Source organism: Pseudomonas lalucatii (assembly GCF_018398425.1).
Lineage (GTDB): Bacteria > Pseudomonadota > Gammaproteobacteria > Pseudomonadales > Pseudomonadaceae > Aquipseudomonas > Aquipseudomonas lalucatii.
This window is the reverse complement of sequence record NZ_JADPMV010000002.1, coordinates 1,207,684-1,229,960: the sequence shown is the minus strand read 5'-3', so window position 1 is coordinate 1,229,960 and position 22,277 is coordinate 1,207,684. Positions and strand designations below refer to the sequence as shown.

23 protein-coding genes are annotated in these 22,277 nt (G+C 71.0%); 11 read left to right on the top strand and 12 right to left on the bottom strand.

The genetic code is table 11. From position 1 onward, the window contains the following. The first annotated feature begins 65 nt into the window (after positions 1-65). The 4 genes from I0D00_RS19170 (at position 66) to amn (ending at position 4,307) form a co-directional block, all read left to right on the top strand. A complete protein-coding gene (locus tag I0D00_RS19170; protein WP_213641401.1) occupies positions 66-707 on the top strand; it encodes a TetR/AcrR family transcriptional regulator in 642 nt (213 codons plus the stop codon). After that, a complete protein-coding gene (locus I0D00_RS19165; RefSeq protein WP_213641400.1) occupies positions 704-2,353 on the top strand; it encodes an acyl-CoA dehydrogenase family protein in 1,650 nt (549 codons plus the stop codon). The genes I0D00_RS19170 and I0D00_RS19165 overlap by 4 nt, the downstream gene beginning before the upstream one ends. Before the next feature lie 79 nt (positions 2,354-2,432). Continuing rightward, positions 2,433-2,762: a DUF3703 domain-containing protein gene (locus I0D00_RS19160; RefSeq protein WP_213641399.1), complete on the top strand. Its 330-nt coding sequence runs from the start codon at positions 2,433-2,435 to the stop codon at positions 2,760-2,762. A 72-nt stretch (positions 2,763-2,834) separates the two neighbouring features. Then, positions 2,835-4,307: an AMP nucleosidase gene (amn, locus tag I0D00_RS19155; RefSeq protein WP_213641398.1), complete on the top strand. Its 1,473-nt coding sequence runs from the start codon at positions 2,835-2,837 to the stop codon at positions 4,305-4,307. 68 nt (positions 4,308-4,375) lie between these two features. Here amn and ahr read toward each other — a convergent pair whose 3' ends face one another. Beyond that, positions 4,376-5,410, bottom strand: coding sequence for an NADPH-dependent aldehyde reductase Ahr (gene ahr / locus I0D00_RS19150; RefSeq protein ID WP_213641397.1), 1,035 nt, complete (start codon positions 5,408-5,410; stop codon positions 4,376-4,378). 205 nt (positions 5,411-5,615) lie between these two features. On the opposite strand from ahr, the gene I0D00_RS19145 reads away from it, so the two are divergent. Beyond that, positions 5,616-6,182 (top strand): pseudouridine synthase, encoded by a 567-nt coding sequence (locus tag I0D00_RS19145; protein ID WP_213641835.1) that lies wholly within the window; start codon positions 5,616-5,618, stop codon positions 6,180-6,182. 40 nt (positions 6,183-6,222) lie between these two features. On the opposite strand, the gene I0D00_RS19140 is transcribed toward I0D00_RS19145, so the two are convergent. From I0D00_RS19140 to I0D00_RS19125, 4 genes are all read right to left on the bottom strand, one after another. After that, complete coding sequence (locus I0D00_RS19140) at positions 6,223-6,441, bottom strand: DUF2788 domain-containing protein (protein ID WP_213641396.1); 219 nt, start codon at positions 6,439-6,441, stop codon at positions 6,223-6,225. Between the two features lie 92 nt (positions 6,442-6,533). After that, entirely contained in the window at positions 6,534-7,013 is a 480-nt protein-coding gene (locus tag I0D00_RS19135) for an Lrp/AsnC family transcriptional regulator (protein ID WP_213641395.1), read from the bottom strand. A gap of 342 nt (positions 7,014-7,355) precedes the next feature. After that, positions 7,356-8,210 (bottom strand): cation diffusion facilitator family transporter, encoded by an 855-nt coding sequence (locus I0D00_RS19130; protein WP_420850836.1) that lies wholly within the window; start codon positions 8,208-8,210, stop codon positions 7,356-7,358. A gap of 54 nt (positions 8,211-8,264) precedes the next feature. Then, complete coding sequence (locus I0D00_RS19125; RefSeq protein WP_213641394.1) at positions 8,265-8,681, bottom strand: polyribonucleotide nucleotidyltransferase; 417 nt, start codon at positions 8,679-8,681, stop codon at positions 8,265-8,267. A 139-nt stretch (positions 8,682-8,820) separates the two neighbouring features. On the opposite strand from I0D00_RS19125, the gene hrpB reads away from it, so the two are divergent. Then, complete coding sequence (gene hrpB / locus I0D00_RS19120) at positions 8,821-11,352, top strand: ATP-dependent helicase HrpB (protein ID WP_213641393.1); 2,532 nt, start codon at positions 8,821-8,823, stop codon at positions 11,350-11,352. A gap of 35 nt (positions 11,353-11,387) precedes the next feature. Here hrpB and I0D00_RS19115 read toward each other — a convergent pair whose 3' ends face one another. Then, entirely contained in the window at positions 11,388-12,302 is a 915-nt protein-coding gene (locus I0D00_RS19115) for an endonuclease/exonuclease/phosphatase family protein (protein WP_246533311.1), read from the bottom strand. Between the two features lie 99 nt (positions 12,303-12,401). Between I0D00_RS19115 and I0D00_RS19110 the strand changes: the two genes are divergently transcribed. Further along, entirely contained in the window at positions 12,402-12,641 is a 240-nt protein-coding gene (locus tag I0D00_RS19110) for a CDGSH iron-sulfur domain-containing protein (protein ID WP_213641392.1), read from the top strand. Between the two features lie 45 nt (positions 12,642-12,686). Next, positions 12,687-13,529, top strand: coding sequence for an SDR family oxidoreductase (locus I0D00_RS19105; RefSeq protein WP_213641391.1), 843 nt, complete (start codon positions 12,687-12,689; stop codon positions 13,527-13,529). Between the two features lie 14 nt (positions 13,530-13,543). On the opposite strand, the gene I0D00_RS19100 is transcribed toward I0D00_RS19105, so the two are convergent. The 3 genes from I0D00_RS19100 to I0D00_RS19090 all read right to left on the bottom strand — a co-directional run bounded on the left by I0D00_RS19100 (position 13,544) and on the right by I0D00_RS19090 (position 15,365). Next, positions 13,544-13,996 carry a VOC family protein gene (locus I0D00_RS19100; RefSeq protein ID WP_213641390.1) on the bottom strand — a complete coding sequence of 151 codons (453 nt, stop codon included), beginning with the start codon at positions 13,994-13,996 and terminating at the stop codon, positions 13,544-13,546. 44 nt (positions 13,997-14,040) lie between these two features. Further along, positions 14,041-14,703, bottom strand: coding sequence for a hypothetical protein (locus I0D00_RS19095; RefSeq protein WP_213641389.1), 663 nt, complete (start codon positions 14,701-14,703; stop codon positions 14,041-14,043). A 98-nt stretch (positions 14,704-14,801) separates the two neighbouring features. After that, positions 14,802-15,365 (bottom strand): cysteine hydrolase family protein, encoded by a 564-nt coding sequence (locus I0D00_RS19090; protein WP_213641388.1) that lies wholly within the window; start codon positions 15,363-15,365, stop codon positions 14,802-14,804. A gap of 90 nt (positions 15,366-15,455) precedes the next feature. Between I0D00_RS19090 and I0D00_RS19085 the strand changes: the two genes are divergently transcribed. From I0D00_RS19085 to I0D00_RS19075, 3 genes are all read left to right on the top strand, one after another. Continuing rightward, positions 15,456-15,932 (top strand): LabA-like NYN domain-containing protein, encoded by a 477-nt coding sequence (locus tag I0D00_RS19085; RefSeq protein WP_213641387.1) that lies wholly within the window; start codon positions 15,456-15,458, stop codon positions 15,930-15,932. A gap of 2 nt (positions 15,933-15,934) precedes the next feature. After that, a complete protein-coding gene (locus I0D00_RS19080) occupies positions 15,935-16,546 on the top strand; it encodes a 3'-5' exonuclease (RefSeq protein WP_213641386.1) in 612 nt (203 codons plus the stop codon). Positions 16,547-16,616: 70 nt separating this feature from the next. Beyond that, positions 16,617-17,963 carry an RNA helicase RhlE1 gene (locus I0D00_RS19075; RefSeq protein WP_213641385.1) on the top strand — a complete coding sequence of 449 codons (1,347 nt, stop codon included), beginning with the start codon at positions 16,617-16,619 and terminating at the stop codon, positions 17,961-17,963. 51 nt (positions 17,964-18,014) lie between these two features. Here the strand turns inward: I0D00_RS19075 and I0D00_RS19070 are convergent, their stop codons facing one another. The 3 genes from I0D00_RS19070 to I0D00_RS19060 form a co-directional block, all read right to left on the bottom strand. Continuing rightward, on the bottom strand, positions 18,015-19,253 hold the full coding sequence (locus tag I0D00_RS19070; RefSeq protein ID WP_213641384.1) for a TIGR03862 family flavoprotein: 1,239 nt from the start codon (positions 19,251-19,253) through the stop codon (positions 18,015-18,017). A gap of 89 nt (positions 19,254-19,342) precedes the next feature. After that, entirely contained in the window at positions 19,343-20,002 is a 660-nt protein-coding gene (locus I0D00_RS19065; protein ID WP_213641383.1) for a TIGR04211 family SH3 domain-containing protein, read from the bottom strand. A 242-nt stretch (positions 20,003-20,244) separates the two neighbouring features. Beyond that, the gene (locus I0D00_RS19060; RefSeq protein ID WP_213641382.1) at positions 20,245-22,182 is read right to left on the bottom strand and encodes a DNA topoisomerase III; all 1,938 of its coding nucleotides are present in this window, start codon (positions 22,180-22,182) and stop codon (positions 20,245-20,247) included. Positions 22,183-22,277: the final 95 nt, after the last annotated feature.

Sequence of the window (22,277 nt, the reverse complement as noted above, 5' to 3'; positions counted from 1 at the left end):
AATCCCGCTTTTTCCCCGGGCTGAATCCTGATTCACTGAGCTGAAAGTGAATCAGGATTCAGGCCATGTCCCAGCCCCCTGTCGTACTGCGCCCCGAGCGCGACCAGGCCTTGCGCCAGCGCATTCTCGCCTGCGCCCTGGCCCGTGTCGGTGCCGGCGGTTTCGCCGCGCTGACCATGCAGGCCCTGGCCGAGGACGTCGGCATCGCCACCGGCAGCCTGTACCGGCACTTCCGCGGCAAGGGCGAGCTGGCCGTCGAGGTGTTCGCCAGCGCCAGCCAGCGGGAAGTGGCGGCCCTGGCCGAGGTCTTCGGCGCAACCGGCAGCCCGAGCGTGCGGCTGGCCGCCGGCCTGCGGCAGTTCGCCGCCCGGGCCTGGGGCAGCCGGCGCCTGGCCTTCGCCCTGATCGCCGAGCCGGTCGACCCGCAGGTCGACGAGCAGCGCCTGCTCTACCGCGAGGCCTATGCCGAGCTGTTCGTCGAGCTGCTGGAGGAGGGCGTCGCCGCGGGCGAGTTCCGTGTCGCGCATACCGGCCTGGCCGCGGCCTGCCTGGTTGGCGCCATCGCCGAAGCGCTGGTCGGCCCGCTGTCGCCCCCCGCCCGCGCGGCCCGCGAGGCCGGGCGTCTCACCCAGGGCCTGGACGAGGTCAGCCAGGACCTGATCACCTTCTGCCTGCGCGCCGTCGGCGCCGAGGAGCCCCAGTCATGACAGCCCGCCCGCTCGGCGAAACCCACGAGGTATTCAACCAGGTGCCGCCACTGGACGGCGCCAACCTCTACCGCCTCGACCTGCCGCTGCAGGAGTGGACGCGTCGCTACCAGGGCGACTGGGCCGAGGCGCGGATCGACGCCTACGGCGCCCTGGCCGGCGGCGAGCTGATGGCCGCCGGCTTCCTCGCCAACGAGAACAAGCCGGTGTTCAAGAGCCATGACCGCTACGGCCACCGCATCGACCTGGTGGAGTTCCACCCGGCCTATCACCAGCTGATGAGCGCGGCGATCGAGCACGGCATTCCCTCCCTGCCCTGGACCGACCCCGGGCCCGGCGCCCAGGTGGCGCGGGCGGCCATGAGCTACCTGCACAGCCAGGCCGAGGCCGGCAGCGGCTGCCCGCTGACCATGACCTTCGCCAGCGTACCGGCGCTCAGGCTGCAGCCGGACCTGGCGGAACAGTGGCTGCCGAAGATCCTCTCCCGCCAGTACGACCCGCGCAACCTGCCGCTCGCGCAGAAGCGCGGGGCCACCATCGGCATGGCCATGACCGAGAAGCAGGGCGGCACCGACGTGCGCGCCAACACCACCCGCGCCTATCCGGTCGGTGCCGGCGGCCCGGGCCAGGCCTACGAGCTGGTCGGGCACAAGTGGTTCTGTTCGGCGCCTATGTGCGATGCCTTCCTCACCCTGGCCTACAGCGACCAGGGCCTGAGCTGCTTCCTGCTGCCGCGCCACCGCCCGGACGGCACGCGCAACCAGTTCTACATCCAGCGCCTGAAGAACAAGCTGGGCAACTGGTCGAACGCCTCCAGCGAGGTGGAGTACCGCGGCGCCCTGGCCTGGATGGTGGGGGAGGAGGGCCGCGGCGTGCCGAGCATCATCGAGATGGTGGCGCTGACCCGTTTCGACTGCATGGTCGGCTCCAGCGCGCTGATGCGCCAGGCCCTGACCCAGGCCGCGCACCACTGCGCCCATCGCCAGGTCGGCGGGCGGGTGCTGGCCGAGCAGCCGCTGATGCAGAACGTGCTGGCCGACCTGGCCCTGGAGAGCGAGGCGGCCCTGGCTCTGACGCTGCGCATGGGCCGGGCCCTGGACCATCCGGGGGACGAGCAGGAGGCCAAGTTCGCCCGCCTGGTCACCGCGGTGGGCAAGTACTGGATCTGCAAGCGGGCGCCGGCGATGATCAACGAGGCCGCCGAGTGCATGGGCGGCGCCGGCTACGTCGAGGACAGCATCCTCCCAAGGCTGTACCGCGAGGCGCCGGTCAACTCGACTTGGGAGGGCTCGGGCAACGTGCAGTGCCTGGACGTGCTGCGCGCCCTGGCCAAGGAGCCCGGGGTGCTCGATGCGCTGTTCACCGAACTGGGCGACGGTCATGGCGATGCCCGGCTCAAGGCGCAGATCCGGCGCCTGCAGGCGGACTTCGCCGACAAGGCGGATATCCAGTACCGCGCCCGCCAGCTCACCGAGGGCGTGGCCCTGGCGCTGCAGGCCAAGCTGCTGCTGGAGGCCGGCAACGCGGCGGTGTCCGATGCCTTCATCGCCAGCCGCCTGGGCGCCGACGGGCGGGTCTACGGCACCCTGCCGCGCGGCCTGGACGTCCAGGCGCTGCTGGCGCGCAGCGCGCCGCACCTGGCCTGAGGTCGTCGGGCGCGCCGCTTGACCCCGGGGCCGCCCCGGGGTTGCAGACTGATGGCCCATCCATCCCGGAGATCGTGCCATGACCCGTCAGCAAGCCTTCCTCGCCGAGTACCGCCTGGCCCGCCGGCAGCGCGCGGCCGGTGACGTGCGCGGCGAGCTGCAGCACCTGGAACGCGCCCATATCCTCGGCCAGCCGCGTTTTCTCGATCACCTGCGCAGCCACCTGTGGCTGCTGGCCTGGGCCTGGCGCCAGCGCGACTGGGCCGAGTGCGCCGCGCAGCTGCTGCGCCTGCCCGGCAGCCTGGGCTCGCTGCTCGGCCTCTATCCGCTGGGCAACCCCGGCACCCGCCGCGTCGGGGCCCTGACCCCGCAGCCGCTGCCGGAGGACCTCGCCCGCCTGCTGCGCTGAGCACGCCACGCTATGCCAAGGGGCGCCGATGCGGGCAAGATAAGGGCCTGAGTTCAGCCAGGAAGCGCAACCGTGAACAGCAGTTCCGAAGACTTCGTCGTCGCCCAGAATGCAGAGGAGGCGGTGGACCGCCTGGCCGCCCTGCACGAGCACGCCACCGGCGCCCTGAGCCGGGCGCTCAAGGGCTATCTCAAGGCGCGGGTCAAGCCCGATGCCGAGCAGCATCGCCAGTTCCGCTATCCGCAGCTGCGCCTGACCTACCAGGGCCAGGGCGAGGTCCCCGCTAGCGTACGCGCCTTTGCCAAGGTCCAGGTGCCCGGCACCTACAGCGTCACCGTGACCCAGCCGGCGGCCTTCCGCAAATACCTGCTGGAGCAGCTGCGCCCGCTGATGCAGGACTTCACCGTGCGGGTGGAGGTGGGCACCAGCCAGCAGAACATTCCCTACCCCTATGTGGTCGAGCAGGGCGATGAGCTGGCCGGCTCAGGGGTCACCGCCGCCGAGCTGGCACGGGTGTTCCCCAGCACCGACCTGTCGGCCGCCACCGACGGCACCGCCGACGGCCTGTACGACTGGGAGAACACCGACCCGCTGCCGCTGGCGCTGTTCGACGCGGCGCGGGTGGACTTCTCCCTGCGCCGCCTGGTGCATTACACCGGCAGCGACTGGCGCCATGTGCAGCCGTGGATCCTGCTGACCAACTACCACCGCTACGTCGACCAGTTCATCCGTCACGGCCTGGACGTGCTGGTGGGCGAGTCGCGCTTCGTGCGCATGGTGCTGCCGGGCAACGTGGTGATCGAGCGCGGCATGGCCGAGGGCGAGATGCAGGCGATCATCGAGACCGTGGTCTGGCACCGCTACCAGATGCCGGCCTACCACCTGCAGGCCGCCGACGGCGACGGCATCACCCTGGTCAACATCGGCGTCGGCCCGTCCAACGCCAAGAACATCACCGACCACCTGGCGGTGCTGCGCCCGCACTGCTGGCTGATGATCGGCCACTGCGGCGGCCTGCGCCAATCGCAGACCATCGGCGACTACGTGCTGGCCCACGCCTACATGCGCCGCGACGGCATTCTCGACCGGGTGCTGCCGCCGAACATTCCGCTGCCGGCCCTGGCCGAGGTGCAGCAGGCGCTGCAGGAAGCGGCCCGGCAGGTCACCGGCGAGCAGGGCGACGAGCTGAAGAAACGCCTGCGCACCGGTACCGTGCTGACCTACGACGACCGCAACTGGGAGCTGCGCTGGGCCCAGGAGCGGCCGCTGATCAACCTGTCCCGCGCCGTGGCGGTGGACATGGAGAGCGGCACCATCGCCGCCCAGGGCTATCGCCTGCGGGTGCCCTACGGCACCCTGCTGTGCGTCTCGGACAAGCCGCTGCACAGCGAGATCAAGCTGCCCGGCGCGGCCGGAGCCTTCTACGAGCGGGCGGTGACCCAGCACCTGCATATCGGCATCGCCGCCCTCGACCTGCTGCGCAGCCAGCTCAATTCGCTGCACTCGCGCAAGCTGCGCAGCTTCGACGAGCCGCCGTTCCGCTAGCGTCCGCGACGGCATGGCCCAAAAAAGCCCGAGGTTCGCACCTCGGGCTTTTGCGTTGCCGGCGCGACCTACTGGCTGGCGTCCAGCACCACCCGGTAGCGCGCCTTGCCGGCGCGCAGGTGGTCGATGGCGTCGTTGACCTTGCTCATGGGGAAGTGCTCGACCTGCGGCAGTATCTGGTGGCGGGCGCAGAACTCCAGCATCTTCGCCATGTTGCCCGGCGAGCCCACCGGCGAGCCGGACAGGCTCTTCTGTTGCGGGATCAGGTTGAACACGTGCACCGGGATGGCGCTGGGCGCTATGCCGACGAAGTGCAGGCGGCCCTTGCCGCGCAGGGTGCCGATCAGGGCCGGCCAGTCGAGGTCGGCGCTGGCGGTGATCAGCAGGAAGTCCAGGCTGCCGGCGATGGCCGCCAGTGCCGCGCTGTCGGTGGAGGCCACCACCTTGTGCGCGCCCAGGCGCAGGGCTTCCTCCTGCTTGCTCAGCGAGGAGGTGAAGGCGGTGACCTCGCAGCCCCAGGCGTTGAGAAAGCCCAGGGCCAGGTGGCCGAGGCCGCCGATGCCGACCACGCCGACCCGGTCGGTGGGTTTGACGCCGAACTCCAGCAGCGGGCTGAACACCGTGGAGCCGGCGCAGAACAGCGGGCCCACCAGGCTCGGCTCGAGGCCGTCCGGCAGCGGTACGGCCCAGGCCCAGTGGCTGCGCAGACGGTCGGCGAAGCCGCCGTTGCTGCCGATGATGGTCGGCTTCACCGTGCCGCACAGCTGGTGCGCGCCCTCGATGCAGGAGCTGCAATGCATGCAGCTGCCCTTGTACCAGCCGATGCCCACGCGCTGGCCGAGCTTCAGGCCGCGGGCCTGCTCGCCGAGGCGCACGATGGTGCCGACCACCTCGTGGCCGGGGATGAAGGGGTAGCGGCTCATCCCCCACTCGTTGTCGATCATCGACTGGTCGGAGTGGCAGATGCCGCAGTATTCGACGGCCACTTCCACCTCTTCGGCGCCCAGTGGGCCGGGATCGTAGCTGTGCTGTTGCAGGGCGGCGCCGGGGGCGGTGGCGGCCCAGCCGGTGAAACGCTCGAGTACGGATGCGGAGTGGCTCATGGGAGGTGGCCTCGCTGGGGAAATGGACAACCCCTGCAGTCTAGCGGTCCGGCCAGGCCGCGGCGGCTCGATCAGTGCGGCTGATGATGGCTCCAGGCTCTCGGTTACACTGCGCCTCCCGCTCACTGCCGCTGGAAGCGCCATGCCTCGCCCGCCCCGTTCCGCCGCACCTCGCCGTCCGTCCGCCCAGCCTGCCCCGCGCCGGGTGGCCAAGGCGCCGCCGGGCGAGCCGCGGCTGATCCTGCTGAACAAGCCGTTCGACGTGCTGACCCAGTTCCAGGACGACCAGGGCCGCGCCACCCTCAAGGACTTCGTCGCGGTGCCCGGCGTCTATCCGGCCGGGCGCCTGGACCGCGACAGCGAAGGCCTGCTGCTGCTGACCAACGACGGCCGGCTGCAGGCGCGCATCGCCGATCCCAGGCACAAGCTGGCCAAGACCTACTGGGTGCAGGTGGAGGGCGAACCGACAGAGGCGCAGTTGCAGCAGTTGCGCGATGGCGTGCAGCTCAACGACGGCCCGACCCTGCCGGCCGAGGCGCGCTTGCTGGACGAGCCGCAGCTGTGGCCGCGCACCCCGCCGGTGCGTTTTCGCAAGAGCGTGCCCACCGCCTGGCTGGAGCTGGTGATCCGCGAGGGGCGCAACCGCCAGGTGCGGCGCATGACCGCGGCGGTGGGCCTGCCGACCCTGCGCCTGGTGCGGGTGCGCATCGGCCCCTGGGCGCTGGAGGACCTGCAGCCCGGTCAGTGGCGCGAGGTGCCGGCGCAGCTATAGGCGTGGCTCGGCTCGTGCGGCCGCCGCGGTGCGAGCGCCGTCAGCCCTGGATGCCGCGCGTGACTTCGATGACGTAGGTGATGAGCGGCTTGGCCAGGAAGGCGAACAGGCACAGGCCCAGGCCGAGGAACAGGATGGCGGTGCCCAGGCGGCCCGCTTTGGATTTCTTCGCCAGGTCCCAGATGATGAAGAACATGAACAGCATGAGCCCGCCCACCAGTACGTACATCATCAGGGCTTCGAACTGTTCGGTTTCCATGGGCGCCTCGCGGATAGGGCTGGGGTTGCGACGGGCGGCGATTATACCCGCCCCGGCCAGGTCCGCAGCAGGCGCCGGTCGGGCTGCGGCGATCAGCCGCGCAGGTGCTGCAGCGGCAGCTGGGTGCTGGAGAGGATCTGCTGCAGGACGAAGCTGGAGCGCACGCTGGACACCCCGTCGATGCGGGTCAGGGTGCCGAGGAGGAATTTCTGGTAGTGGTCCATGTCCGGCACCACCACCTTGAGCTGGTAGTCGGCATCCATCCCGGTGACCAGGCAGCACTCCAGCACCTCCGGGCACTGGCGGATCGACTCCTGGAAATGCTCGAAGCGTTCCGGGGTGTGCTTGTCCATGCCGATCAGCACATAGGCGGTGAGGGTCAGGCCGAGCCGCTTGCGGTCGAGCAGGGCCACCTGGCCCTGGATATAGCCGTCGTCCTGCAGCTGCTTGACCCGCCGCGAGCAGGGCGAGGGCGACAGGCCGATGCGCTCGGCCAGGTCCTGGTTGGACAGGGTGGCGTCGCGCTGCAGTTCGGCGAGGATGTTCAGGTCGTAGCGGTCGAGTCTGTTCATGTGTCGCGAGTTTTCTCTATGGATTGCGGTAAATAATGCATGCGCAGTTAAAAATTGCGCAAGCTATGTGTATGTGAGCAATATTGGCAATCCGCTGCCGCTGCCGTTGCCTTAATCTTTACCTCAGTTTCACGGCCCGGACGACACGTCCACCCGGCGCGCCCAATCAGGTGCGCCGGCGCCGCCGGCCCTACCGGGCCGTTCCGGCAACCGGGTCCGCACTGCCCAACCAGGCGGGCGACGAAAGCGACGACAGCATCGTCAGCACAGGACACCATTGCAGAGGGGAGGCCGCCAGGCCTCCCCTTTTTCTTGCCTGGTGCAGAAGCGCGGGCGGGGCGCTCAGCGTTCGACCACCTCGGACGGGTCGGCATGCACCAGCACCTCGGCGCGGGGGAACTCGCGGCGGATGGCCGCCTCCACCCGCACGCACAGGGCGTGGGCCTGGGACAGGCTGATCTCGCCGGGCAGCTCCAGGTGCAGCTGGACGAACCAGTGGGTGCCGGAGATGCGGGTGCGCAGGTCGTGGGCGCCGAGCACCCCGGGCACGCCGCAGGCCAGGGCGTGCATCTGCTCGCTGATCTCCGGCGACAGCTCCTGGTCCATCAGCACCGCCACCGCCTCGCGGACGATGCTGATGGCGCTCCACAGGATGTAGCAGGCGATGCCGATGGCGAACAGCGCATCCACCTCCGGCCAGCCGAGGCTGGCCAGGACCAGGGCCAGCAGGATGCTGCCGTTGAGCAGCAGGTCGGAGCGGTAGTGCAGGGAGTCGGCGTGGATCGCGGTGGAGCCGGTCTGGCGCACCACATGACGCTGGAACAGCAGCAGGGCGAAGGTCAGCGCCAGCGACAGCAGCATCACCGCGATGCCCAGGGCCTCGGCCGTCAGCGGTCGTGGCTCGAGCAGGCGCTCGACCCCCTGTACCGCCACCAGTACCGAACTGGCGGCGATGAACAGCGCCTGGCCGAGCCCGGCCAGGGCCTCGGCCTTGCCGTGGCCGTAACGGTGATCCTCGTCCGCCGGGCGCAGGGCGTAATGCACGGCCAGCAGGTTGAGCAGCGAGGCGGCGCCGTCGAGCAGCGAGTCGGTGAGGCCGGCGAGCAGGCTGACCGAGCCGCTCAGCCACCAGGCGATGGCCTTGGCCAGGGCCAGGGTGAGGGCCGTGGCCAGCGCCGCGGCGGTGGCCAGGCGCATCAGCCGGGCGTGATGCGGCGTCAGCTTCACGATGCCTCCGCCGGGCCGGGCATCTTAGACCGCCGGTACCAGGCCGTAGCTGGCCAGTTGCTCGACACTGCCGCTGTGACGGATCAGCCGTGGGTCGTCCAGCGGCAGGCTGTGGCCGGTGTGCTGCTCGATCAGCGCCTTGAGCCTGGCGTTGTCGATGCGGCCCTCGGCGTCCAGCGCCTGCTTGAGGGTCTCGGGGGCCATGGAGTACTGGCCGTTCGGCAGGTAGATGGCGCCGGTGGCGAAGTCGATGCCGAAGGCGATCAGCCCGGGAATGACGTAGAACAGGATGCCGATGGCGTCCAGCGCCACCACCACCGGGTCGACCCGGCCCTCGATCTGGCCGCGTCGGTCGGGGAAGAACAGGGTGCCGCAGGCGCTCAGCTGGGTGAACAGGGTGACGGCGAGAACACCGCCGACAATGCGGGTGTGCAGGGGCATCGAACATCTCCTTATGAGGGTGGCGCAACTATAGCAAGGCGGCTGTGGCAATACCGCTGCGGCAGCTGCCGGCGGGGGTTGGACCGTGGGGCCGGGGTGCGGTTCGCCGTTATAATCGCCGCCCCGAACTGGAGTGCCCATGACTGCCCTGCCCATCGACGCCCTGCTGGACGATCTGCGCCAGGCCCTCGCCGGCCGCCACGAGGCGGTGCTGGAGGCGCCGCCCGGTGCCGGCAAGACCACCCGCGTGCCCCTGGCCCTGCTCGATGAGCCCTGGCTCGCCGGCCAGCGCATCCTCATGCTCGAGCCGCGCCGCCTGGCGGCCCGGGCCGCCGCCGAGCGCCTGGCCAGCGAGTTGGGCGAGCGGGTCGGCGAGACCGTCGGCTACCGCATCCGCCTGGACAGCAAGGTCGGCCCGAAGACGCGCATCGAGGTGGTCACCGAGGGCATCCTCACCCGCCGCCTGCAGGACGACCCGGCCCTGGAGGGCGTCGGCCTGGTGATTTTCGACGAGTTCCACGAGCGCAGCCTCGACGCCGACCTGGCCCTGGCCCTGTGCCTCAACGGCCGCACCATGCTGCGTGACGCCGACAGCGGCGAGCCGGCGCTGAAGCTGCTGCTGATGTCGGCGACCCTGGAGGGCGAACGCCTGGCGGCGCTGCTGGGCGAGGCGCCGGTGCTGCGCAGCGAGGGGCGCATGTTTCCGGTGGACATTCGCTGGGGCGCCCCCTGGCAGGCCGGCGAGTGGCCCGAGCCGCGGGTGGTGCAGACGGTGCTGCAGGCGCTCGCCGACGAGCCCGGCAGCCTGCTGGTGTTCCTCCCAGGGCAGGCGGAGATCCGCCGCGTCCACCAACAGCTGGCCGAGGCCCTGGCGGGGCGCGACGACATCCGTCTGTGCCCGCTGCACGGCGAGCTGGAGCTGGGCGCGCAGCGCGCGGCCATCGAGCCGGCCCCGGCCGGTACGCGCAAGGTGGTGCTGGCGACCAATATCGCCGAGACCAGCCTGACCATCGACGGCGTGCGGGTGGTGGTGGACGCCGGCCTGGCGCGGGTGCCGCGCTTCGACCCGGGCAGCGGCATGACCCGCCTGGACACCCAGCGCATCTCCCGCGCCAGCGCCACCCAGCGCGCCGGCCGCGCCGGGCGCCTGCAGCCGGGCGTGTGCTACCGCCTGTGGTCCGAGGCCCAGCACGAGCAGCTGGCGAGTTATTCGGCGGCGGAAATCCTCCAGGCCGACCTGGCCGGCCTGGCCCTGCAACTGGCCCGCTGGGGTGTCGCGCCGGACGAACTGGCCTGGCTCGATAGGCCGCCGGCGGCGGCCTACGCCCAGGCCCGGGATCTGCTGGCACGCCTTGGCGCCCTGGACGAGCGCGGCGCCCTGACCGCCCACGGCCAGGCCATGGCCGAGCTGCCGAGCCATCCGCGCCTCGCCCACCTGCTGCTGCGCGGCCAGGCCCTGGGCCTGGGTTCGTTGGCCTGCGATGTCGCCGCCCTGCTGGGCGAGCGGGACATCCTGCGCGGCGCCGGCGCCGACCTGCACGGCCGCCTGGCCCTGCTCAGTGGCGAGCACAAGGCCGCGCGCGGTGCGCAAGGCGGGGTGCAGCGCGTGCGGCAGCTGGCGCGGCAGTTCCGCAATTATCTGCGTGGCCAGCCGAGCGAAGCGGTGGCCGACCCGGAGCACCCGCGCTGGCTCGGCGCCCTGCTGGCCTTCGCCTATCCCGACCGTGTCGCCCGCCAGCGCCGCGACGGCGGTGGCGAGTACCGCCTGGCCAACGGCCGCGCCGCGCAGTTCGCCGAGCCGGATGCACTGATGAAGCATGAGTGGCTGGTGCTGGCCGACCTCGGCAGCCGCCAGGGCCAGCGCGAGGAGCGTATCTACCTGGCGACCGACCTGGACCCGGCGCTGTTCGCAAGCGTCCTGGCCGAGCAGGTCAGTGAGCTTGAGCTGCTCGACTGGGACGAGCGCGAGGGCGTGCTGCGCGCCGAGCGCCAGCGTCGGGTCGGCGAACTGGTGCTCGAGCGCGAGCCCCTGAGCGAGCTGGACGAGGCCCAGCGCAGCCGCGCCCTGCTCGGCCTGGTGCGGCGCAAGGGCCTGGAGTTGCTGCCCTGGACCGCGGAGCTGCGCCAGTGGCAGGCGCGGGTGCGGCTGCTACGCGACCTCGACCTGGCCGAGCGGGGCCACAGCGACTGGCCGGACCTGTCCGACGCGGCGCTGCTGGCCAGCCTGGAGGACTGGCTGCTGCCCTACCTGGGCAGGGTCAGCCGCCTCAGTCACTTCGCCAGCCTGGACCTGTCCGGCCTGCTGCGCAACCTGCTGCCCTGGCCGCTGCCGCAACGGCTCGACGAGCTGGCCCCGCGTGCCCTGCAGGTGCCGTCCGGCTCGCGCATCAACATCGACTACGGCGAGCATCCCCCGGTACTGGCGGTGCGCCTGCAGGAGCTGTTCGGCCTGGCCGAGACGCCGCGCCTGGCCGGCGGCCGGCAGCCGGTCAAGCTGCACCTGCTGTCGCCGGCGCGCCGGCCGGTGCAGGTGACCCAGGACCTGGCCAGCTTCTGGGCCAGCACCTATGCCGAGGTGAAGAAGGACCTCAAGGGCCGCTACCCCAAGCACTACTGGCCGGACGATCCGCTGGTGGCCGAGCCCACGGCGCGGGCCAAGCCGCGCAAGTAGGCCACCGTGGCCCTTCTGGCGGGCCGCTCCGGCGCCTAGTCGAGGGCCGGCAGCAGCAGGCGCACGAGCCGCGGGCGGTGCGCCTGCGCCGGGCTCATCTGGGTGTCCAGGGGGGTGAGGTGCGGGCTGTGCAGCAGAAAGCCGAGGCCGCCAGCGGCCGACTCGGGACGGGCAATCATCGGGTAACGCGCGGCGAGCCGGTTCAGTTCGCGGCCGGCGGCCGCATCCCGGCGCCGCGCCTGGGCGGGCGGGCGGCGGTCGAGGTCGCCGCCGAGCAGCCAGGGCGCACCGGCGGCCTGCAGCGGCTCGAGCAGGCCCAGGGTCGCATCGAGCTGGCGACGCAGGGTATCGTCCCCCGGGACGGCGGCATCCAGCTGGCTGTTGATGGCCGCCAGCCGGCCACCGCCGCGCAGGGGCAGCTGGCTGACCAGCAGCGCGGGCTGCGGGGCGAACGGCTGCAGCAACGGATTGCCCGGCCGGCGCGGCAGCTGTACGCGCTCGGCCGAGGCGATGCGGTAGCGGCTGAGGGTCGCCAGCTTCAGGGCGACGCCGGCGAGACTCGCCGGCTGCAGTTGCACGGCGGTCTTCCAGACGAAGGCCTGGCTGGCGCAGGGGTAGAGCGCGCCGAGGCGCTCGCGCAGCAAGGCCAGCCGCTCCTGCTGGGCGCCGGCGCCGTCCTGCAGGGCCTGCAGCAGGACGATGTCGGCCTGTTCGTCGCGCAGCACGCGCACCATCTCGTCCTGGCTCGGGGGGCGTTCGGCGTCGAGGTTCCAGGTCAGTACCGTCAAGGCCTGGCCCGGCTGCAGCAGCGCTGCTCCGGCCTCGCAGTCGAACGTGGCCGGTGCGCGCTCGGCCGGGCGCCAGGCCAGGCCGTAGAGCAGGACGAGCAACAGGGCGAGGGTGGCTGCCAGGCCGAGCAGGGCGAGGCGCAGGGGGCGTGGCAGGGTCATGGGCAGGCGTGGCCGCGGGGCCTTGAACTATGCTGGAGGAACGCGAGCATACCGGAGTTGGGCGGCGCCGTGCGGCCGGGCCCCCACGAGGAAGCAGGCATGAGCGAAGCACTGATAGCCCAACGCGGCCCCTATGCGGTCGAGGTGACGGCGGGCAAGGACTATTTCTGGTGCCGCTGCGGGCGCAGCGCGAGCCAGCCGTTCTGCGACGGCAGCCACAAGGGCACCGGCCTGACCCCGCTGAAGTACCGCGCCGTGACCAGCGAGACCCTGTATTTCTGCGGCTGCAAGCGCACCGCCACGCCGCCCTGTTGCGATGGCAGCCATAAGCGGTTGTAGTGGGCGCCAGGAGTCAGCCGAACAAGCAAAGCCGGGGGGCAGGGTATGTACCGCAAGGTGTTCGCCAACAAGGTATTCGATCGCAAGGTGGTGCTGATCACCGGCGGCTGCGCCGGCATCGGTCGCGCCCTGGCCGTGCGCCTGGCCCAGGCCGGGGCCAGGCTGGTGATTCTCGACCTGCAGCAGGACGCGCTGGACAGCCTGGTGCAGCACCTGGACGACCATCACAACGCCGAGGCCCTGGGCCTGCGCTGCGACGTCGCCGACGCCGAGGCGGTGCAGCGCGCCGTGGCCCTGGCCATCGAGCGTTTCGGCGGCATCGACGTGCTGATCAACAACGCCGGCATCACCCACCGCAGCAGCTTCGCCGAGACCGACCTCGAGGTGTTCCAGCGGGTCATGGCGGTCAACTATTTCGGCGCCCTGCACTGCACCCGGGCGGCCTTGCCCAGCCTGCTGGCCCGCGGTGGCCAGGTCATAGTGCTCAGCTCCCTGTCGGGCTTCGCCCCACTGCTCTACCGCAGCGCCTACAACGCCAGCAAGCACGCCCTGCACGGCCTGTTCGAGACCCTGCGCTACGAGCTCAAGGGTTCGGGGGTGAACGTGATGCTGGTGTGTCCCGGCTTCACCGCCACCGACCTGCGCAAGAACGCCCTGGTCGGCGACGGCTCGGTGGCGTCGCAGCCGCCCCTGGCGATGGGCAAGGTGGCCTCGCCCCAGGACGTCGCCGAAGCCATCTACCTGGGGGCGCTCAAGCGCAAGCGCCTGCTGATCCTGTCGAATGTCGGCTGGCGCGCACGGCTGCTCGCGCGGTTCTTCCCGCGCCTGTTCGAGCGGGTGCTGCTGCCGCGCCTGTCGGGGCTCAAGCCCCAGGGCTCGGGGCGCTAACGGCGGGCGAGCGCCTAGGCGGGCGCGCCGTCCAGGGTCTCGGCCGGCTCGCTGTACAGCTCGTATTCCTGCGCCGTGTCCCAGAAGGTGGCCTCGATCTTGTGGCCATCGAGGTCGCGCACGAAGCAGCCGTAGTAGGGCGCCCCGTACTCGGCGCGGGGGCCGGGGGCGCCCTCGTCGCGGCCACCGGCCGCCAGTGCGGCGCGATGGAAGGCGTCCACTGCGGCCTTGTCGGGGGCGAAGAAACCGACGTGGGTGCCGTTGCCGATGCTGGCCGGCTGGCCGTCGATGGGCGTCTGCAGCCAGAACTCCGGATAGTCGCGGCCATAGGCCACGGCGCCGGGATGGGCGAGGATACGGCGGCAGCCGAGGGTCGTCAGCACCTGGTCGTAGAAGGCCAGGGCCTCCTCGAAGCGGTTGCTGCCGAGGGATACGTGGGACAGGATGCTGGGGTTGGCGTCGGCCATGGCGGCTCCTCCTTGCAGTTCAGCCCCTACAGCCTAGTCGGCTTTCACTCTTCGGCGGGCAGCGTCTCGCGCAACATGAACAGGCGAAACAGCGCCACCGTGGCGAACAGCTGCAGGAAGCCGTTGAGGCTGTACAGCAGCAGGCCGAACAACGGCTCGGCCGCCGCCGCGCCGGCCGGCTGCAGCAGCCAGTCGAGCAGCCACAGCGGCACCATCACCCCCAGTACGCAGAGCAGGATCGGCCAGAAGTAGCCGCTGGTCTGCTCGAAGCTCTCGTGCAGCGCACGCAGCGGGGTGAAGCCGCGCAGCACCAGGAGGAACTCGGCGAAGGCCAGCTTGATCATGATCCACAGCCCCGGGAGGATGAACAGCGAGGCGCCGAGCATGATCGCCAGCGCGCTCAGGCCCGCCAGCAGGGCGAAGCGCGGCCACAGGCCCAGGCCGGCGGCCAGCAGGTCGCGCAGGCGTGGCGTCTGGCCCTGGCTGCGGGCGTCGAGGAAGAGGATCAGCGCGGCGGTGTACAGCGGGTAGAACAGCAGGCCGACCAGCAGGCGGTAGGGCAGCGCCGCGTCGAGTCCGACCCGGGCGCTCACCTGTTGCTGGACCAGGGCCTCGAGCACCACCAGCGGCAGGCACAGGCGGGCGATGGTCGGCAGGTTGTGACTGAAGAAGAACCAGGCGTCGCGCAGGACGAGCAGGGGATTCATGGTGGTCGGGGTCCTGTGGGGCAGGGCGCCACTCTAGCCGATCGCGGCGGGCGCTCCAAATGGCGCCCGGGCCGCAGAGGCCGCGCAGGGGCATGGGGCTAATCCAGCAGCGCTGTGCTCGCCACTACCTCGGCGTACTCGGCCTGCAGGTTGGCCATGGCCATGTCGTGCACCTCCTCGGCGCTGCGCGGACGACCGCCATAGTCGAGCTTGGCGAAGGTATAGCAGGCGTCCGCCACCACTCGGGTGATAAAGCCCAGGTTGCTGGCGCTGCGCGCTGTGGCCTCCACCGAGTTCTCGCTGGCCACGCCGACGATGACCAGCTGGCCGATGCCGCGCACATGCAGCCAGCGCTCCAGGCCGCTGTGGGTGAAGGCATCGGTGACGTTCTTCTCGAACACCGCTTCGTCGGGACGTGGCGCCAGCTCCGGCTGGAACAGGGCGCCGGCTTGACCCGGGGCGAACACCGAGTCCGGGGCCCGCGAGACATGGCGGATATGCACCCGCGGCCAGTTGCGGGCGCGCCAGTGGGCCAGCAGTGCGGCGATGCGCGTCTCGGCCTGGGGATTGTTGCGCGGCCGGTCCAGGTCGCGGATGCCTTGCTGCATATCGATGATCAGCAGGGCCGAGGGAGGCGGGACGCGGCTGTTTTGCTGAGGCATTTCGACTGTCCTTGGTCGCAGGCTGGCATACTGGCGCCCGACTCTAACCCCTGCGCCTGCCCTTCGTCAGCCGCCAGCCGAGGACCCCGGGTGAAGAAAATCGCCGTATTCGCCGACGTGCAGAACCTCTACTACACCGTGCGCCAGGCCTATGGCTGCCACTTCGACTATGCCGCGCTGTGGGCCGACATCGGCGCTCAGGGGCAGATCGTCGAGGCCTACGCCTATGCCATCGACCGCGGCGACCCCAAGCAGCAGCAGTTCCAGCAGATCCTGCGCAATCTCGGCTTCACCGTGAAGCTCAAGCCCTATATCCAGCGCAGCGACGGCTCGGCCAAGGGCGACTGGGACGTCGGCATCTGCATCGACGTGCTCGATGCCGTAAGCCGGGTCGACGAGGTGGTGCTGGCCTCCGGCGACGGCGACTTCGACCTGCTGCTGGACAAGGTGCGCAGCCAGGGCGTCGAGGCGGTGGCCTATGGTGTGCCGGGGCTGACCGCGCAATCGCTGGTGCGCGCCGCCAGCCGCTACGTGCCGATCGAAGGCGCACTGCTGCTGAGGAACTGACCATGCCCGCCGAACGCATCGCCGTACTCGACTTCGAGACCACCGGCCTGACCCCGGCCCAGGGCGCCCGCGCCACCGAGATCGGCGTGGTGCTGGTCGAGGGCGGGCGCGTCGTCGACCGTTACCAGAGCCTGATGAACGCTGGCGTGCGGGTGCCGGCCTTTATCGAGCAGCTCACCGGCATCAGCAACGCCATGCTGCGCGACGCGCCGCCGACGGCCCGGGTGATGGCCGAAGTGGCGGATTTCGTCGGCGATGCGCCGCTGCTGGCGCACAACGCGGCCTTCGACCAGAAATTCTGGGATGCCGAGCTGGGCCTGATCGGCCGTCGCCGCGTGCAGCCGTTCGCCTGTTCGCTGCTGCTGGCGCGGCGCCTGCTGCCCCAGGCGCCCAGCCACAAGCTCGGCGTGCTCAATCGCTGGGCGCGGCTGCCGGACACCGGCCAGGCCCACCGCGCCCTGGCCGACGCCGAGATGGCGGCCAACCTGCTGGGCTTCATGGCCGCGCTGTTGCGCGAGCGCCACGGCATCGCCGAGGTCAGCCATGGCCTGCTGTGCAGCCTGCAGAAGGTGCCGGCGGCGAAGATCCCCCAGGCCCTGGCACGACTGAATTAGCGGCGCGCCGGCGCCGGGCTGTTAAACTGCGCGCCTTTGCATTCGCGCGCTGACGCCCGGTTGAATCACCATGACTTTCGCCTCCCTCGGCTTGATCGAGCCGCTGCTGCGCAGCCTCGCCGGCCTCGACTACCAGACCCCGTCCCCCGTCCAGACCCAGGCCATCCCGCCGATCCTCAAGGGCCGCGACCTGATGGCCGCGGCGCAGACCGGCACCGGCAAGACCGCCGGCTTCGCCCTGCCGCTGCTGCAGAGGCTGATGATGGAGGGACCGGTGGTGACCGCCAACTCGGTGCGCGTCCTGGTGCTGGTGCCGACCCGCGAGCTGGCCGAGCAGGTGCAGCAGAGCTTTCAGGCCTACGGCCAGCACCTGCCGCTGCGCAGCTACGCGGTGTACGGCGGGGTCAGCATCAATCCGCAGATGATGAAGCTGCGCAAGGGTCTGGACGTGCTGGTGGCCACCCCCGGGCGGCTGCTCGACCTGTACCGGCAGAACGCGGTGAAGTTCAACCAGCTGCAGACTCTGGTGCTGGATGAGGCCGACCGCATGCTCGACCTGGGCTTCGCCCGTGAGCTGGACGAGCTGTTCTGCGCCCTGCCGAAAAAGCGCCAGACCCTGCTGTTCTCCGCGACCTTCTCCGAGGCGATCCGCGCCATGGCCAAGGAGCTGCTGCGCGATCCGCTGTCCATCGAGGTCAGCCCGCGCAACGCCGCGGCCAAGTCGGTCAAGCAGTGGCTGATCCCGGTGGACAAGAAGCGCAAGGCCGAGCTGTTCCTGCACCTGTATCAGGAAAAGCGCTGGAGCCAGGTGCTGGTCTTCGCCAAGACCCGCAAGGGCGTCGACGAGCTGGAGGCGCAGCTGCAGCAGGCCGGCATCGACGCCGAGGCGATCCACGGTGACAAGCCGCAGCCGACCCGCCTGCGCGCCCTGCAGCGCTTCAAACAGGGCGAGGTGCGGGTGCTGGTGGCCACCGACGTGGCGGCCCGCGGCCTGGACATCGACGACCTGCCCCTGGTGGTCAACTTCGACCTGCCGATCGTCGCCGAGGACTACGTGCACCGCATCGGCCGCACCGGCCGCGCCGGCGCCACCGGCCAGGCGGTCTCCCTGGTGTGCGCCGACGAGGTGGAACAGCTGGCGGCCATCGAGACCCTGATCAACCAGGTGATCCAGCGCGTCGACGAGCCGGACTTCATCCCCGACCACAGGGTGCCCGTCACCCAGGCCGGCGGCCTGGTGCTGAAGAAACCGAAGAAGCCCAAGCAGAAACTCATACCCGGCGCGGGCAAAGCCGTCGGCAAGGGCAAGGTGCACCTCGGCAACTGGTTCGAGGAGGACGACACGCCCAAGGCCAAGGCGGTGCGCAAGGTGCCGAGCTTCGGCGGCAAGCCGGCCAAGGGCGGCCGCAAGCCGTAGGGTGCGCCGTGCGCACCGGGTATCTGTGGTTAGTGGTGCGCGCGGCGCACCCTAGCGGTTGTGCAGCCAGTCGAGCATGCCCAGCCCGGCGGCCCGGCCGCTGGCGAAGCAGGCGGTGAGCAGGTAGCCGCCGGTCGGCGCCTCCCAGTCGAGCATCTCGCCGGCGCAGAACAGCCCCGGCATCGCCTCGAGCATCAAACCCTTGTCCAACGCCTCGAAGGGCACGCCGCCGGCGCTGCTGATCGCCTCGTCCAGCGGCCGTGGCCGCACCAGGGGCAGCGGCAGGGCCTTGAGCGCGGCGGCCAGGCGCGCCGGCTCGGTGAAGCAGTCTTGCGCCGCCAGCTCGCGCAGCAGGGCGGCCTTGACCCCATCGATGCCGACCTGGCGATGCAGGTGCTTGGCCATGGAGTGGGCGCCGCGCGGCTTGCTCAGCGCCGCCTGCACCTTGGCCAGCGGGCTCTGCGGCAGCAGGTCGAGTGTCACGGTGGCGCGGCCCTGCTGGTTGATCCGCTGGCGAATGGCGGCCGACAGGGCGTAGACCAGGCTGCCTTCCACCCCGGTTTCGGTGAGCACGAACTCGCCCAGGCGCGGCGGTTCGTCGCCCAGGCGCAGGCTGACGCTCTTCAGCGGCGCGCCGGCGAACTTCTCCCGCAGCAGCTGACTCCAGCCCGTTACCTCGAAGCCGCAATTGCTCGGCTGCAGCGGCGCGGTCTTGATGCCGCGGGCCTGCAGCAGGGGCACCCAGGCGCCATCGGAGCCCAGTCGCGCCCAGCTGCCGCCGCCCAGGGCCAGCAGGGTGGCGTCCGCCCGCAGGTTGATCTCGCCGGCGGGCGTGGCCAGGCGCAGGTCGCCGTCCGCCGCCCAGCCCAGCCAGCGATGGCGGGTGTGGAGCTGCACACCCAGCTCCCGCAGGCGCTTGAGCCAGGCGCGCAGCAGCGGTGCGGCCTTCATGTCGGTGGGAAACACCCGGCCCGAGGTGCCGACGAAGGTGTCGATGCCCAGGCCGTGAATCCAGGCGCACAGGGCCTCGGCGTCGAAGTCTGCGAGCAGTCGGCTGATCTCGCTCTGGCGCTGGCCGTAGCGGCCGAGGAACGCACTCTTGGCTTCCGAGTGGGTGATATTCATGCCGCCGACCCCGGCCAGCAGGAACTTGCGCCCCACCGACGGCATGGCGTCATACAGGTCGACCCGAATGCCGGCCAGGGCCAGGACCTCGGCGGCCATCAGGCCGGCGGGGCCGCCGCCGATGATGGCGGCGCGGGGGACAGGGTGAGGGGCCGAGTCGGTCATGGACGGGTCGCTGGCGGGTGGAAAGGGCGCATTCTACCCCAGCCCGCCGCCGGAGCCCTCGGCCTGCACCTATCCGGTCGGCGCCAGCCTCAGAACCACTGGTCGTTGCGTTTGCGCCGGCGGGTCATCGACGGCAGGATCAGCCCGAGCAGCAGGCCGGCGCCGGCGATGCCGCCGCCGTAGACCAGGTAGCGCATCAGCAGGCGGCTGTTCTCATCGCCGAGGCGGGCCTGGGTGCTGCGCAGTTCCGACTGGGTCGCGCTCAGCTCGGCGGTCAGGGCCTGGCGGGTGGTCTGCAGTTCGTCGATCAGCGCCTTGCGCGAGTCCAGGGTCTCCTGCATGCCCTGGACCCGGGTCTGCCAGCTGTCGTCGATGCCCTTGAGCTGGGCGCCGAGCTCGGCCACCTGCTGCTCCAGCTGGGGCAGGCGCTCGGCTTGGCCCGGCATCTCCTGCAGGTCGCGGCTGGGAATCCACACGCTGTCGCCGGACTCGCTGCGCACCTTGCTGTAGTCGCCCTGGGTGGCGAGCAGCTCGACCTTCTGCCCGGACTTGAGGGTGCCGACGATGCGGTAGCCGTCGGTCGGGCCGCTGCGCACATAGGTCTGCAGGCTGTCGCTGACCCAACGCTCGTTGCCGGCGGCCTGGGCCAGGCCGCTGGCCAGCAGGCCGAGCAGGGCGCCGGCCAAGGCGCGGCGCAGGCGCCAGGAAAGGCCGGAGCCCTGGAGGTAAAGGTGATGAGCTGGGGGCATGGCGATCTTCACATGAATTAGGGGTAAAGGCTCCGCTGACCGGGCCGGTGAATGCAGGAGCCGCAGCCCCGCGCGTGGTGCCAGCCGAGCCGGCGGGCGTGCCCGCAAGGTTCGGGCGAGAGGCGGGGAACGGGTTCCGAACCCGCCGCGTCATCCCTGAGGCCTCCCGCAGACAGACAGCGCAGGCCGGCCTGGGTTCACTCCGGTTGGCGGGACGCGCGGCCAGTCGGCACGGACCGCGCTCAGCTCGGCGCCGGGGTCTTGCGCGGGCGCCTGGCCGTCGCCTTGGCCTTGCCCGGCCGGCGTTTCTTCTTCCAGGGCGCCGCGCCCTGTGCTGCCGCCGGGCCGCTGATGCTCAGGCGCAGGCCGGCGCAGCGCTGTACCTGCTTGCTCATCCAGGCCGACTGCTTGGCGACGAATTCCTCCAGGCTCATCTCGCCGCTCTGCACCATGTCCAGGGCCTGCTCCCAGATGGCCGTGGTGCCGGGATCGGCGATGGCGCGGGGCACCGCGTCGATCAGGCTGAAGGCGGCCGGTGTGGCGGCCAGGGCCTTGCCCTGCTTGCGCAGGTAGCCGCGCTCGAGCAGGCCCTGGATGATCCCGGCGCGGGTCGCCTCGGTGCCGATGCCGGTGGTGTCCTTGAGCTTCTGCTTGAGGCGCGGGTCGTCCACCAGCTTGGCGACGTGCTTCATCGCCTTGATCAGGTCGCCCTCGGTGAAGGGCTTGGGCGGCTGGGTCTGCTGGTCCTTCAGCTGCACCTCGGCGACGGCGCAGGCCTGGCCCTCGCGCAGCGGCGGCAGGGCCTGCGCGCCGGCCGCCTCGTCGCCCTTGGCCGCCGCCAGCGCCTGGGGCAGGGCGCGCTTCCAGCCGGGCTCGACGATCTGCTTGCCCACCGCGCGCAGGGCCTGGCCGGCGCAGTCGAAGTCGGCCTGGGTGCGGTCGTATTCGTGGTTGGGCAGAAACTGCGCCAGGTAGCGGGCGCGGATCAGTTGGTAGACCGCGCGCGGCTTGCCGCTCAGGCGCGCCGAGGCGAGCGCCGCGGCGGTGGGGATGATGCCGTGGTGGGCGCCGACCCTGGCGTCGTTCCAGGCCCGCGAGCGACGCTGCGCATCGACGTGTGCCATCAGCTTTCCCAGGGCCGGGTCGGCGCGGCCCAGGGCCGCGAGGATCGCCGGCGCCTCGCCGTGCTGGCTCAGCGGCAGGTAGCCGCAGTCGCTGCGCGGGTAGGTGATGAGCTTGTGGGTTTCGTAGAGCGCCTGGGCGATGTCCAGGGTCTCCTGGGCGCCCAGGCCGAGCCGCTTGGAGCAGACCTCCTGCAGGGTGCCCAGGTCGAACGGCAGCGGCGCCACCTCGCGCAGGCGCTCGGTGCGCAGGCGCACCAGGCGGGCGCTGGCGGCGGCCGTCATGGCGCCCGCCGCCTCCCGGGCCAAGGCCGGGTTCAGGCAGCGGCCCTGCTCGTCGCAGGCGTCCGGGTTGGCGCGCCACTGGGCGGCGAAGACGATGCCGTCGCTGGCAAGCTGCACCTCGATGGCCCAGTAGGGCACCGGCACGAAGGCGGCGATGCTGCGGTCGCGGTCCACCACCAGGCGCAGGGTCGGCGTCTGCACCCGGCCCACCGGCAGCACGCCCTGGTAGCCGGACTGGCGACCGAGCAGGGTGAACAGCCGGCTCATGTTCATGCCGATCAGCCAGTCGGCGCGCGAGCGGCCGAGCGCCGCGTGGTACAGGCTGAAGGTCTCGGCCCCCGGCTTGAGCGCCGCCAGGGCCTTGCGAATAGAGGCCTCGTCCAGCGCCGACAGCCACAGGCGCTGGATGGGGCCGCGGTAGCGGCAGTGCTCCACCAGCTCGCGGGCGATCATCTCGCCCTCGCGGTCGGCATCGGTGGCGATCACCAGCTCCCTGGCCTCGCCGAGCAGGCGCTTGACCGCCTTGAACTGGCCGGCGGTCTTGCTCTTGACCAGCATCTTCCACTGCTGCGGGACTATGGGCAGGTCGGCGAGGTCCCAGCGCTTGTAGCGGGCGTCATAGGCGTCCGGCGGCGCGGTTTCCAGCAGGTGGCCGATGCACCAGGTCACGGTGACGTTGCTGCCCAGCCAGCAGCCGTCGCCGCGCCGGCTGGCGCCGAGCACCTGGGCGATGTCCTTGGCCTGGGAGGGTTTTTCGCAGAGGTAGAGACGCATGGCGGCTGGCATCGATGATCGCGATGGTACCAAGCATGGGCAGGAAAGGCCGTTCGGGCAACTTTTATCTGTATGAATGTACAGTTATCGGATTT

Excerpts from the sequence above, each read along its gene's own strand:
- ahr (WP_213641397.1), bottom strand. The coding sequence starts at position 5,410 with ATGAGCCACTCCGCATCCGTACTCGAGCGTTTCACCGGCTGGGCCGCC.
- I0D00_RS19140 (WP_213641396.1), bottom strand. The coding sequence starts at position 6,441 with ATGGAAACCGAACAGTTCGAAGCCCTGATGATGTACGTACTGGTGGGC.
- I0D00_RS19165 (WP_213641400.1), top strand. The coding sequence starts at position 704 with ATGACAGCCCGCCCGCTCGGCGAAACCCACGAGGTATTCAACCAGGTG.
- I0D00_RS19105 (WP_213641391.1), top strand. The coding sequence starts at position 12,687 with ATGTACCGCAAGGTGTTCGCCAACAAGGTATTCGATCGCAAGGTGGTG.
- I0D00_RS19070 (WP_213641384.1), bottom strand. The coding sequence starts at position 19,253 with ATGACCGACTCGGCCCCTCACCCTGTCCCCCGCGCCGCCATCATCGGC.
- I0D00_RS19160 (WP_213641399.1), top strand. The coding sequence starts at position 2,433 with ATGACCCGTCAGCAAGCCTTCCTCGCCGAGTACCGCCTGGCCCGCCGG.
- I0D00_RS19170 (WP_213641401.1), top strand. The coding sequence starts at position 66 with ATGTCCCAGCCCCCTGTCGTACTGCGCCCCGAGCGCGACCAGGCCTTG.
- I0D00_RS19080 (WP_213641386.1), top strand. The coding sequence starts at position 15,935 with ATGCCCGCCGAACGCATCGCCGTACTCGACTTCGAGACCACCGGCCTG.
- I0D00_RS19095 (WP_213641389.1), bottom strand. The coding sequence starts at position 14,703 with ATGAATCCCCTGCTCGTCCTGCGCGACGCCTGGTTCTTCTTCAGTCAC.
- I0D00_RS19110 (WP_213641392.1), top strand. The coding sequence starts at position 12,402 with ATGAGCGAAGCACTGATAGCCCAACGCGGCCCCTATGCGGTCGAGGTG.
- I0D00_RS19075 (WP_213641385.1), top strand. The coding sequence starts at position 16,617 with ATGACTTTCGCCTCCCTCGGCTTGATCGAGCCGCTGCTGCGCAGCCTC.
- I0D00_RS19100 (WP_213641390.1), bottom strand. The coding sequence starts at position 13,996 with ATGGCCGACGCCAACCCCAGCATCCTGTCCCACGTATCCCTCGGCAGC.
- I0D00_RS19090 (WP_213641388.1), bottom strand. The coding sequence starts at position 15,365 with ATGCCTCAGCAAAACAGCCGCGTCCCGCCTCCCTCGGCCCTGCTGATC.
- I0D00_RS19135 (WP_213641395.1), bottom strand. The coding sequence starts at position 7,013 with ATGAACAGACTCGACCGCTACGACCTGAACATCCTCGCCGAACTGCAG.
- I0D00_RS19060 (WP_213641382.1), bottom strand. The coding sequence starts at position 22,182 with ATGCGTCTCTACCTCTGCGAAAAACCCTCCCAGGCCAAGGACATCGCC.
- hrpB (WP_213641393.1), top strand. The coding sequence starts at position 8,821 with ATGACTGCCCTGCCCATCGACGCCCTGCTGGACGATCTGCGCCAGGCC.
- I0D00_RS19115 (WP_246533311.1), bottom strand. The coding sequence starts at position 12,302 with ATGACCCTGCCACGCCCCCTGCGCCTCGCCCTGCTCGGCCTGGCAGCC.
- I0D00_RS19125 (WP_213641394.1), bottom strand. The coding sequence starts at position 8,681 with ATGCCCCTGCACACCCGCATTGTCGGCGGTGTTCTCGCCGTCACCCTG.
- I0D00_RS19065 (WP_213641383.1), bottom strand. The coding sequence starts at position 20,002 with ATGCCCCCAGCTCATCACCTTTACCTCCAGGGCTCCGGCCTTTCCTGG.
- I0D00_RS19130 (WP_420850836.1), bottom strand. The coding sequence starts at position 8,210 with ATGCGCCTGGCCACCGCCGCGGCGCTGGCCACGGCCCTCACCCTGGCC.